Annotated in this window: 15 protein-coding genes; 6 read left to right on the plus strand and 9 right to left on the minus strand. The window is 35.5% G+C overall.

The window, feature by feature from the left end; translation table 11 throughout:
* Positions 1-70: 70 nt before the first annotated feature.
* Both ACQ33O_RS10235 and ACQ33O_RS10240 read left to right on the plus strand, forming a co-directional pair.
* Positions 71-382, plus strand: coding sequence for a hypothetical protein (locus tag ACQ33O_RS10235; RefSeq protein ID WP_430995483.1), 312 nt, complete (start codon positions 71-73; stop codon positions 380-382).
* A 12-nt stretch (positions 383-394) separates the two neighbouring features.
* Entirely contained in the window at positions 395-1075 is a 681-nt protein-coding gene (locus tag ACQ33O_RS10240; protein ID WP_430995484.1) for a HupE/UreJ family protein, read from the plus strand.
* Here the strand turns inward: ACQ33O_RS10240 and ACQ33O_RS10245 are convergent.
* Positions 1064-2350, minus strand: coding sequence for a hypothetical protein (locus tag ACQ33O_RS10245; RefSeq protein ID WP_430995485.1), 1287 nt, complete (start codon positions 2348-2350; stop codon positions 1064-1066). The genes ACQ33O_RS10240 and ACQ33O_RS10245 overlap by 12 nt on opposite strands.
* 267 nt (positions 2351-2617) lie before the next feature.
* On the opposite strand from ACQ33O_RS10245, the gene ACQ33O_RS10250 reads away from it, so the two are divergent.
* Positions 2618-3313 carry a HupE/UreJ family protein gene (locus tag ACQ33O_RS10250; protein ID WP_430995486.1) on the plus strand — a complete coding sequence of 232 codons (696 nt, stop codon included), beginning with the start codon at positions 2618-2620 and terminating at the stop codon, positions 3311-3313.
* Positions 3314-3320: 7 nt separating this feature from the next.
* Here ACQ33O_RS10250 and ACQ33O_RS10255 read toward each other — a convergent pair whose 3' ends face one another.
* Genes ACQ33O_RS10255 through pdhA form a run of 5 tightly spaced genes read right to left on the minus strand, consistent with a single transcriptional unit; the run spans position 3321 to position 6681 of the window.
* Entirely contained in the window at positions 3321-4037 is a 717-nt protein-coding gene (locus tag ACQ33O_RS10255) for a (Fe-S)-binding protein (RefSeq protein ID WP_430995487.1), read from the minus strand.
* A gap of 2 nt (positions 4038-4039) precedes the next feature.
* The gene (locus ACQ33O_RS10260) at positions 4040-4447 is read right to left on the minus strand and encodes a hypothetical protein (protein ID WP_430995488.1); all 408 of its coding nucleotides are present in this window, start codon (positions 4445-4447) and stop codon (positions 4040-4042) included.
* A 6-nt stretch (positions 4448-4453) separates the two neighbouring features.
* Complete coding sequence (gene ribH, locus ACQ33O_RS10265) at positions 4454-4930, minus strand: 6,7-dimethyl-8-ribityllumazine synthase (RefSeq protein ID WP_430995489.1); 477 nt, start codon at positions 4928-4930, stop codon at positions 4454-4456.
* Position 4931: 1 nt separating this feature from the next.
* The gene (locus ACQ33O_RS10270) at positions 4932-5639 is read right to left on the minus strand and encodes a tetratricopeptide repeat protein (protein ID WP_430995490.1); all 708 of its coding nucleotides are present in this window, start codon (positions 5637-5639) and stop codon (positions 4932-4934) included.
* A gap of 49 nt (positions 5640-5688) precedes the next feature.
* Entirely contained in the window at positions 5689-6681 is a 993-nt protein-coding gene (gene pdhA, locus ACQ33O_RS10275) for a pyruvate dehydrogenase (acetyl-transferring) E1 component subunit alpha (RefSeq protein WP_430995491.1), read from the minus strand.
* A 122-nt stretch (positions 6682-6803) separates the two neighbouring features.
* Between pdhA and recF the strand changes: the two genes are divergently transcribed.
* Both recF and ACQ33O_RS10285 read left to right on the plus strand, forming a co-directional pair.
* A complete protein-coding gene (gene recF, locus ACQ33O_RS10280; RefSeq protein WP_430995492.1) occupies positions 6804-7874 on the plus strand; it encodes a DNA replication/repair protein RecF in 1071 nt (356 codons plus the stop codon).
* Between the two features lie 41 nt (positions 7875-7915).
* Positions 7916-8197 carry a DUF721 domain-containing protein gene (locus ACQ33O_RS10285; protein ID WP_430995493.1) on the plus strand — a complete coding sequence of 94 codons (282 nt, stop codon included), beginning with the start codon at positions 7916-7918 and terminating at the stop codon, positions 8195-8197.
* Here ACQ33O_RS10285 and ACQ33O_RS10290 read toward each other — a convergent pair whose 3' ends face one another.
* From ACQ33O_RS10290 to ACQ33O_RS10300, 3 genes are read right to left on the minus strand one after another with little or no spacing between them, the layout of a single operon-like run.
* Entirely contained in the window at positions 8198-9232 is a 1035-nt protein-coding gene (locus ACQ33O_RS10290; protein WP_430995494.1) for an ABC transporter permease, read from the minus strand.
* Positions 9233-9235: 3 nt separating this feature from the next.
* Entirely contained in the window at positions 9236-10462 is a 1227-nt protein-coding gene (locus tag ACQ33O_RS10295; protein WP_430995495.1) for a BT_3928 family protein, read from the minus strand.
* Between the two features lie 11 nt (positions 10463-10473).
* Entirely contained in the window at positions 10474-11016 is a 543-nt protein-coding gene (locus tag ACQ33O_RS10300; RefSeq protein ID WP_430995496.1) for a DUF1599 domain-containing protein, read from the minus strand.
* Positions 11017-11057: 41 nt separating this feature from the next.
* Between ACQ33O_RS10300 and folP the strand changes: the two genes are divergently transcribed.
* On the plus strand, positions 11058-11879 hold the full coding sequence (gene folP, locus ACQ33O_RS10305; protein WP_430995497.1) for a dihydropteroate synthase: 822 nt from the start codon (positions 11058-11060) through the stop codon (positions 11877-11879).
* The last annotated feature ends 25 nt before the right edge of the window (positions 11880-11904 follow it).

An 11904-nucleotide genomic window follows, 5' to 3' on the forward strand; every position in this document is an offset into this window, starting at 1 on the left:
AGACATAAGTTGGTCTTTTAATCCGTACCACATTTGAAATCTTAGCTTACAAAAAACATAAAATATTGTTATGAGATTTCTAATAATTTTTCTAGCATTTTCTATTGTAATGTTTTGCTGGACGAATAGATGTTTTGCACAAAAAATGCCTCCGGAAAAAATAATAGAAGAAATGAATAATCAACTTTTAGAGTATGCAACTGTAACGGACATTACAAAGAATTCTGTTACTGGTATAACAAATAAAGAAGATGGACTTTCTTTTATCACAACAGATGACTCAGCTAGATTATCTTTTGGATCATCAAAATATACTATAGAACTACATTTTACTCCGAACAACATATTTGTTGGAGGATTGAGATTAGCCGTTATTTTCTAATATAAAGTATACATGAAAAAGCGAAGTGCAAATAACACCTACATCAAACCCATAGTTATTACAACTGTGCTGATACTTTTTATTCAATCTGTATCGGCACATGTTGTTGTGGGTGAATTAGAAAAAATGTCGAAAACAGAAACCGCTGTTTTGTACCTGGGGCTAGGTTTTAAACACATTCTTCCCTATGGGCTGGATCATATCCTATTCATATTGGGGCTTTATCTTTTGAATCCTAAATTAAAATCTATTCTACTACAAGCCACAGCTTTTACACTGGCTCATTCTGTTACATTAGGCTTATCGATGTACCGGATCATCAACATCCATCCTGGAATTATTGAGCCTATTATTGCCATGTCTATTGTTTATGTTGCAATTGAAAATATAACCACTCAAAAATTAAAAGCTTCCAGAATCGGAATTGTATTTTTATTCGGCCTTATACATGGATTAGGATTTGCCAATGTTTTAAATGATCTCGGATTACCACAAAACGCCTACTTCTCCTCACTGATCTTTTTCAACCTTGGTGTTGAGTTGGGACAGATCTCCATTATCCTGGCTGCATTTTTATTATTTGGAAAATGGTTCGGAAAAGAAAAGTATTATCGTAGCAGAATAGTTGTTCCTATATCAGTTGCCATTGCAGTTGTTGCCGGCTATTGGACAATAGAAAGATTAATGATCTAAGTTTTTTTCGAGATCCTGTATAATAACCGGGCTAAGATCATATTTATTCTTATTGGCTTCTTTAAAAAACTGTTCAGCATTGTAACCTTTATTCAAGCCCTTCATAACTTTACCCATCCAATATAATTCCAACCCTTCTAATGGCTTTCCGGATACATGATTTTGAAATACGTTGTATGCTTCTGAATATCTATTATTTTTGAACAATGCCCAAACATACCATGCATACGTTTGTGAAGTTGATCTGTTAAGAAGTTCATTCTTTGCAATGGCTTCAGCCTTAGCCGGCTCGTTTAAAACTCCTGTAAATATTTCGATAAGATATTTGTTATACATGTTGCCGTAAACCGAATCTGAAACCTTCAATACAAATTCCTTTGCATACTGCATTTCTTTAATACTATCACCTTTAGCTTGTGCTACATACATTAATTTATAAATTGGTTCCGGAGATTTAGTTTTTATTTGAACATGGGCCAGTAATTTTTCAGCCAAAAAAGTATTTTTGTCATGTACTAATGCGATCCATGCTATTCCCATAATGCTATGTAGATCTGCCGAACTTAGTTGTATCGATTCTTTATAATACGCATATGCTTTTTCCAATTGACCATTATGAAGATAAAGGTCTGCCAAATTTGATAACGCAGCTTGTTTAAGAAAAAGATTTGTTCCTGCAGTTTCCAATGCTTTTTGCATGGAACTTATAGCTGTATCTACATCACTTCTATAATGAGCTAGTTTTGAAAATCGGAAAAAATAGCCGTAATCATTGGATGTGATCTTCTTGAGTTCTTGTTCGGCTTCATAAAATCTGCCCAATTCAAAATCAACATCAAATGATGTGGTAGATGATTCGTATGGCTTGATCCCGATACGCTGTGCCTGTTGCAAAAAGGAATCGGCTAATAAAAACTTATGCTGTAATATGGCATGCCTTATCAGGCCTAAATATGGAGCCGCTTCTTTATCCTTAAACGTTCGATTTATTGTATGTAAAATACTATCCGATCGTTTTATATCATTTATATCTCCTGTAAGATTAAATCTTGTGGCTAAGGATGAAGCATATTTTAATTCAGCTACCATCCCCGGATTTTTAGGGTCGATCTTTTGTTGCCAAAACTTTATCTCCTCTGCATTTTGCTTATAAGCAACAGGTATAACAGTCTGTTGTAGCAAACTATCAACATACTTCTCAGAAACAATATGAATCGGACGGTGTTGGCAGGCAGTAAATAGAAAAATAACGGTTAATAAATGCAAATGCTTCATGTTTAAGTTTTTTTATAGATACGTAACCAGTCAGCAAATGGTTTAAACCACACAAAGGTTAACCTGAGATCCCAAACAGAGCAGTATAATTACTAATATTCTGGTATACTGAACATCAACCACTTAGGGGCATCTGCGGTTTTCCACAGTTTTAACGATTTGTGAATAATATTAGGATAACTATCCCATTAAATATTTGGTTCTTTGCATGCAACCAAAATCCAGATAAAAGCTTCTTACGTAAGTAAGATTAAATGCCAATTGATTATGATTCCTTTTATTGCCAGCAACAACAAGTTGACCTATGGTGTTAAAGCATTGGGTCTGTTAGTGTTATCTATTTTCCTGACTCAATTCCTATGGTCAAATGTTAGTTTTACAGAATTAACGCAAATTTCCAAACCTAGTACTTCTTTTGCCTTTATTCAGTTAGGTGCTGCAAGTTTTACAAATCTTGCTATGGGACACCTTATGTTTGTACTTAGTCTTTTCTTATTTGGTTCTAAACATGAATTTGTGATGAAACAATTAGTTGTTTTCACATTAACTCATATGCTTACACTATGGTTAGGGGCTTTTAATGTTATTCCTTTTTCTCCATACATTGCACAGGCATTGGCGTTGCTATCAACTGTATACATAGCAGGTGAAAATATTTTTGCTTTTAAATTAAAGAGTTTACGAGTAACAGCTGTGGCAATCTGCGGTTTGGTACATGGCTTTGCGATGTCAAGTCATTTACATGAAGCCGGTGTAACGGAAGGAGCTTTCGGCAAATCACTTCTAATGTATAATTTGGGAATGGAGTTGGCTATTGCCTGCTTTGCAGTTCCTGCATTTTTAATTTTCGTAAAACTTGCTGCCGGAAAACATTATAGTAAAGCTTTTTTCAATATCGCTTCAGGTGCATTGGTTTTATTGGCGAGTTACTATACAGTAAACCAACTTTTAATCACAAACTAATCAAGAATCAATAGTTTGCCAAAACATCTGCTATATGCATTGTTTTGATGTTCAAGTTTTTGTTTTTGATATAACCATCTAAGTGCATAAGGCAACTTATGTCTGTAGAAATGATGTATTCGGCACCGGTAGCTATTGCATTACTTACCTTTTGATCAGCCATACCTATCGAGATGGAATCGAACTTAACAGAAAATGTTCCACCAAAACCACAACAGGTTTCAACATCATTCATTTCCACCAATTGCAATCCTTTTACAAGGCTTAATAATTTACGGGGGCCTTCTTTTATTTTGCATTCTCTGAGAGCAGCACAACTGTCATGATAAGTAGCTTTTGCATTTAATACTGCTCCAAAGTTTTCTATTTTCAATACATCAGTCAGGAATTCGGTAAACTCATAAATCCGATTACTCAGATCCTTTACCTGATTATGCTGAGAAGAGTTTTCAAATAGTTTTGCATAATAATTTCTTACAAAGCCAACACAACTTGCACTCGGAGCAACAATATAATCTGCCCCTTCAAAATCTTTTAAAAATTTTGAGCACACTGCTCTTGCTTCATCCCAATAGCCGGCATTAAAGGCAGGTTGGCCGCAGCAGGTTTGATTGGTATTATATGAAACATCGCAAGCAGCTTTTTCCAATACTTTTACCATATTGAAAGCAGTTTGCGGATACAATTGATCTATAAAACAAGGAATAAATATTTGTACTTTCATGATTACTTCTGAGCTTCTAAGTATTTTACTAAAGGTGTTTTTACATCGGCTACCGGATCGTATACTTTTATGTCGAATGTTTTTGGATCAACATAAAATTGATAATAAGTAAAGTATCTGTCTTCCGCATTATATCCGGCTTTTACATGAATATCGGATTCGCCTGACCGCAATGTATCAATAATAAATGAAATAGCGTCTAAATGATCAGTGACTGAATCGATATGAGCATTAGCTTTAATAATAAAAGGCAATTTCATTAAAGTATCTACGATCTTGTCTTCAGTTAAACGATTAAAAACTACGGGGGGTGATGCATTCTTTTTTTCCTCTGTACTCTCCCAGGGCTTAATATTATTGTTGCAGGAAATTAAAAGAATACATAGTGATATGATCAAGTAAAAACGCATGGATAACTACGCATTCGTTAATGCAATCATTTTTAAAGCAGTAACTGCTGCCTCCTCTCCTTTATGGCCATGCTTTCCGCCTACTCTTTCATCAATTTGCAGCTGATTATCTACCGTTAGTACGCCGAATATAGTTGGCACAGGAAGTATAAGGTTTAATTGAACAATTCCATCTGTAACTGCTTTGCATACATAATCGAAATGAGGTGTATCACCTCTTAAAACACAACCCAAAGCAATAAAAGCTGAAGGTTTATCAGTTGCTTTATCCCAAAAGCTTTTGATGCCAAACGGAATTTCAAAAGCACCGGGCACTGTAATAATTTTATAAGCGATATTATGTGCTTCCAATACCTTGATGCTACCTTCTTGTAGTTTATTGATAGTATCAGCATTCCATTCGGTACGCACAATAACTACACAGGCATCCTTTGGTAGTTGGATGCCTGTAGTAGAATATAAATTATCTGACGATATTGCCATATTAGTTTAGTACTCCCAATTTAGCAAGGTATTTATCAATTTCACCTGCTTGTGAGCTTTTTGGATAATCAGTTTTTAATTTTTGGTAAAGCTCAATAGCTTCTTTTGGTTTACCGGTTTTTTCTGCAAAATTTCCGGCATGAAATAAATAGAAGGCAGACATAAACTCATCCTTTTCATTTACTGAAGAGGCTTTTTTGTAATAGTCTAATGCCTCATCATTTTTCTTTAACTCAGCACTGGCATCACCCAGCATTGAATAAGCCATTGTCTGAATCTGAGAAGCACTGGTAGAGAACCCTTTCAGGTATTTTATAGCATTTGCAAAATCACCTCCTTGTAAATAACAGGCTCCGGCATAATAATTAGCCAGATTTCCAGCATCTGTTCCTTTATAATCTTTAGCGATCTTTAAAAAACCCGTAATGCCATTACCGCCGTTCAATGCTAGATTGATAGAATCTTTATTAAATCCGTTCTGAGCCATTTTAGCATAAAGATGTTCTGCAGCAAATATTGCGTCAGCAGCTTTTGCATTTTTGGGTGCTATGATAAAGTTCTTATAAGCCAACCAGCCTCCTGCCAACAATATCACTGCACTACCTGCATAGATAATTGGTTTACTAAATTTTGACCAAAAATCTTTTGCCTTTGCAACAACTTCATTGGTTTCAACATTTGCAACATCTATTACTTGCTTCTCTGCCATCTTTCATTTAAATTTAAATACAAAATAAAATACTCTAACTTTATATAAATTAGTCCATTATAAATGGATAATCTTGTTGAACATAAACATCTTTCAATAATTCATCGTCACTTGGCCAAGGGCTTTCTTCCGCAAAATCTACGCTTTCCTGCACCTGAGCTTTAACTCTTTCGTTGATCACTTCGATCTCAGCATCTGTTACTTTGTATTCTGTTTGTAATACTTTCAACACATGCTCAATAGGATCTTTTTCTTTGTACTCCTCTAATTCTTCTTTTGTACGATATTTTTGAGGATCACTCATACTGTGACCTTTATAACGATATGTTTTGATCTCCAATAAAGTTGGTCCACCTTTTTCTCTTGCTCTGTTAACCGCTCTCAATACACCATTGTGCACTTCTTCTGGGCTCATTCCATCGATACTATCGCTTGGCATATCGTAGGCATCACCTAATTTATAAATATCCAATACATTACTTGTACGGGCTACAGAGGTACCCATTGCATATTGGTTGTTTTCGCAAATGAACACAACAGGTAATTTCCATGTCATGGCCATGTTGAATGTTTCGTGTAGCATACCCTGACGAGATGCACCATCACCAAAGAAACACAAAGCCACATTATCTGTACCCTTATATTTTTCAGCAAATGCTAATCCGGCACCTGTTCCAATTTGAGCACCTACAATACCATGCCCGCCAAAGAAACCAACATCAACACCAAAAAAGTGCATACTTCCGCCCTTTCCTTTACTACATCCTGTGGCTTTACCGTATAGCTCAGCCATACAAGATTTAGCCGAAACACCTTTAGCAATTGCCAAAGCATGATCACGGTAAGCGGTAATGAATTTGTCTTCAGGATTGGTTGCAGTCATACAACCTGCAGCTACTGCTTCTTGTCCGATATATAAATGACAAAAACCACGAATCTTTTGCATTCCATACAATTGCCCGGTTTTTTCTTCAAAACGGCGCAATAAAAGCATTAATTCGTACCAGTAGAGATAAGTGTCTTTAGAAAATTTTGTTGCCAATGGGTTAATTTTTTAGACCGCAAAGATAAGGGTTTTCGGTTTTCAGTTGCTTGTTTTTCAGAAGGAGATTTTACGGGTTTTCCACAATTTTTATAGGTAATTCATAGTACTTTGCAGCCCGGATGCTCAGACTGACCAAAATAACCCTTACACAGTTTAAAAACTACGATTTTACTGCTTTCAATTTTACTGAAAGGGTCATTGGTATTTGTGGCCTGAACGGAAAGGGCAAGACCAATTTGCTGGATGCCATTTATTACCTCTGCTTTACAAAAAGTTATTTCACCAAAACTGACAGTTTAAATACAAAGTTCGATACTGATGGGTTTAGGTTGGAAGGAATCCTGAATGATACAAAGATCGTTTGCATTAACCGGGGGGTTGGGAAAAAAGAGTTTTTGCTGAATGATATTCCCTATTCAAAATATTCGGAACATATCGGCAAATTTCCTGCGGTAATGATCGCTCCGGATGATATTGAATTGATAACCGGTGGCAGCGAAGAAAGAAGACGTTATTTAGATACAGTCCTTAGTCAGATAGATGCCGATTACTTACAACACCTGATCATCTATACCAAAGTACTACAACAACGAAACAGTTTATTAAAACGTTTTGCAGAACAAGGAAAAACAGATTGGAGTTTATTGGAAGTCATCGATGAACAATTGATTCAACCAGGAAATTATATTTATACAAAACGTAAAGCATTTACTCAAGAGCTCATTCCTTTGGTGCAAAAATTTTACCAGCAAATTGCCAATAAAGAAGAAGCTGTTACACTTCAATATGAAAGTCAGTTGAACAACAATAATTTCGAAGCGGTGCTCAATCAATTCAGAGAAAAGGATTTTATTTTACAACGCAGTAATGGCGGTGTTCACAAAGATGATATTGGTATACAACTGAACGGACAAATATTTAAGAACATTGCATCGCAAGGACAACGTAAAAGTTTACTGTTTGCTTTAAAATTGGCCGAGTTTGAATTATTAAAGACAAACAAGGGCTTTGCTCCTCTCCTTTTGCTGGATGATGTGTTTGAGAAATTAGATGATAACCGTATGCAGAATTTATTGCATTGGGTTTGCAATGAAAATGAGGGGCAAGTCTTTATTACTGATACACATAGGGACAGATTAGAAACTGTTTTCACTCAATTAAATACGAGCTTTCAAATAATAGAGCTTTAACCAAAAACTTATTACTTAGAACTTAATACTATTTTTACAGTATGGGAGAATTTTCGATGCAAGATGCAATGAAGGAATTTTTAAAAAAAAGCCGTTTAAAGAACGGCATTCAAGCTTTAAAAATTGAAGATGTGTGGGAACAGATCATGGGTAAGACCATTGCTAAATACACCGATAAAATTCAGATCATCAATCATACTTTATTTATTACTTCTCAAGTAGCTCCGCTGAAAAATGAATTGCTTTTTCAAAAAGAAAAAATTATTGAAAGAGTGAATGAAGCGTTGGGAGAAAAGATTGTAAAAGATGTGGTGATAAAATAATTATGTTGCAACTCTCGGATCAACTATTTTATACATTACATCTGCCAACAAATTTACCAGAATAAAAATACAGGCACTCAATAATACAGAGCCCATTACAACAGGATAGTCTAACTTCTCTAATGCATCAACAGTTATTTTTCCTATACCCTGCCATCCAAAAATATATTCAACAAAAAAAGCGCCGGCCAATAGTTCTGCAAACCAGCCGGTAATAGCGGTAATAACAGGATTCAAAGCATTTCTCAATGCATGCTTGAAAACGACAACTCGTTTACTCAATCCTTTTGCATACGCAGTACGGATATAATCCTGATTCAACACATCCAGCATAGAACTTCGGGTAAGTTGTGTAATGATTGCAAGCGGTCTGATGCCAAGTGTAAAAGCAGGAAGAATTAAATTTTTGAGTGTGATGTATTTTTCTCCTGTTACTTCATCAACATCAAACCAGCTGCCGGTTAAATTAAGTCCGGTATAAGGATGTAGTATTATCCCAAAGAAATAAGCTATGATAATAGCCATAAAAAATGATGGTGCTGATATGCCTGCAATACTTGCGAATACGGCACCTGTATCGAACCAAGTTCCTTTTTTTACTGCTGCCACCACCCCAAGAAAAACACCCACGATGGTTGCAAAAAGCATTGCAGCAATTGCCAGCAATAAAGTGCCGGGTAAGGCATTCATTAAAACCGTGCCTACATCTTTTTTTGTTTGATAACTTTTACGGAGATAAGGAATTTTTATTGCAAGCTTTGTATCGTTACCAATAAATAATCCTTTCAATTCTTTTTTTTGAATATCGTCTTTTGAATGAAAACTTATTGGAGAAACATCATTGAGGTAAAGGAAAAACTGTTTCCATTTTGGTTGATCGAGATAAAGATCTTTTCGAATATTCTCCATCGTTTTTTTATCACCACTTTGCCCAACGATCATTTTCACCGGATCTCCCAATCCCTGAAACATAATAAACACCATTACTACTACACCAAGCAGTACCAATAATGCATAAAATGATTTCTTTATCATACACTACTTGTCAAGTGCTTTAATAATGTCTTCGCCGCCCCACTTATTTTGTACTATCGGACCTTTCATGAGATACAATGTAATATTATTTCGTGATACCGTTTTAAGAGCAGTAGCATCACAACTAAATACAGAAACATTCGCTTTTTCTTTTTTGTCTTTTAAGTTATAACGATCTTCTGCTTTTTTTCTATCTGCAGTAACAACATATATGCGTTTCCCTTTTGTAAGAACATTATTGATGAGTGTATGATCAGTTTCCCAGCCCGATGGGAATTTAGAAATATCTCTTACATAGAGAATATAATATTCACCCGGTTGTCCGAGAATAGCTTCAGTTGAATCTGCACTTACTTCTTTTCTTTCCACAAAGGTCCAACTACTATCAGGAATTTCATTCATTGAGTATTCTGCCGCATTGCCATCTTTTTCGTATGTAAAAACGGAATTAGTAGTAGTAAAAGTAAAATCGTTTATCAGCGGTATATTATTTTTCCCTTTTTGAATTAGTACTTGTTTACGATCAACATATTCCCAAGTACTATCCGGTAAATTGTTCATGGTAAAATCTTTTTTCTCTGTCCCCTTTTTATAGGTGAAAACAAAATCGTATTTATCCGGTATTGCACCTTCGGGCATTTTACGCAACTTTAAAATATCATTGCCCACTTTAAAAGGAAGACAATCTTTAAGGGGTAAATGTTTTACCACATATACTTGTAAAAATATTGTACCGACAGTAGCAAGCGATACAAGTATCAAAGGAATGGGATCCTTGAAAATAGGGTTAATATATTTTTGCTTAACCAGCAAGAGTATAACCAGCAACAGCAGAATTATATCTTTTGAAAAAGTTTGTATCGGCGTAAGTGGAATGCAATCACCAAAGCAACCACAGGCTCTTATCTTACCACTAAATAAAACATAGCTTGTTAGGAAAGTAAAAAACACGATCAGCAACAATAGTATTGAAAGAGACCACTTCTTTTTCCAGCCTACGAGCAATGCTACACCTACTGCTACCTCCAATGTGATCATAATAACTGAAAACAGATAACTATGTCCATGAAACCAGTTCATCAAAGATGGTAGGTATTTTTCTGCAGCCCATACTTCAAAAAACTCTTCCATTTTGTAGCTTAAACCTAAAGGATCGATCGCTTTTACAAGGCCGGAAAAAATAAATAATCCGCCTACAAGTATTCTGGCAATGTTTACGAGAAATTTCATGTGAAATATTTTTAGTGTTTTCCTTCTTCAATTAATATCAACGCAAACGCTGAATAGTTAATAATATCGAAATAATTTGCATCTATCCCCTCACTCATGAGTGTTTTACCATCGTTTAACAAAATTTGTTTGATGCGTAATAATTTGGCGAGGGTTAGATCAACAAAACTTTCTTGACTCATTTCACGCCATGCTTCGCCGTAATCATGGTTTTTATCCTGCATTAATTTTTTGGCTATACTCACTTTTTCGTTGTAACGTTTCTCCACTTCAGCAACCGGCAGATCTTCTACTTCATCATCGTTAATATCTAACTGAATTAAGCCAATGATGGCATAGTTTAAAATGCCTTTAAATTCACTCAGTATATCATCTCCAATCTTCTGCTCTTTCTTTTCCTGTATGGTACGAATGCGTTTGGCTTTGATATAGATCTGGTCAACAACTGAAATTGTTCGATACACTCTCCAGGAGGTTCCGTAGTCTTTTGTCTTCTTCAAAAAAATATCTTCGCAAGATTGTATTGCCAGATCGTATTGTTCGTTGGTATTCATTCTCTATTTTTGTTATTGTCAAAATTAATTGATTATAGCCGATGTACACACTTAACTGTAAAGGAAAATTATTGGTGATCGACAAACCCCTGATCATGGGTATCATAAATGTTACGCCGGATTCTTTTTACAAAGGCAATATCGATGACGATTTGATATTGATGGCTGAAAAAATGCTTAATTCAGGAGCCAATATACTTGATCTTGGCGGACAAAGTACCCGACCGAAAAGCATCCGTATCTCTGTTGAAGAGGAATTGCAGAGAGTACTACCGGCAATAGAGAATATTCATAAAAACTTCCCGGAGGCTATTATTTCAATTGATACATATTACAGTGATGTTGCAAAGGCTGCTGTAAACGCCGGTGCATCAATAGTGAATGATATCAGTGCAGGCAACATGGATGTCCAGATGATTAAAACCGTAGCCGGTTTAAAAGTTCCTTATATCTGTATGCATATGCAAGGCTCACCTGACACCATGCAAGAGAACCCACAATATAATAATGTAACCAAAGCCGTTACTGAGTTCTTTATAACGAAGATCAACGAGTGTAAAAATGCCGGCATCACAGATATCATCGTTGATCCCGGATTTGGATTTGGTAAAACCGTTGAGCAGAATTATGAGTTACTCAGAAACTTATCTTCCTTAAAAATATTAGATAAGCCAATACTAGCCGGGCTATCACGAAAAAGTATGATCTGGAAAGCATTGCATACAACTGCCGAGAATGCTTTAAACGGCACGATTGCGCTGAATACAATTGCTTTATTAAATGGCGCTTCGATTTTAAGAGTACATGATGTGAAAGAAGCCAAAGATGTAGTTGACATTTTAAACATATATTCTAATGCATAAAAAAACGTCCTGCAAAACAGGACGT

Source organism: Ferruginibacter sp. SUN002, from assembly GCF_050611725.1.
Taxonomy (GTDB): Bacteria; Bacteroidota; Bacteroidia; order Chitinophagales; family Chitinophagaceae; genus Ferruginibacter.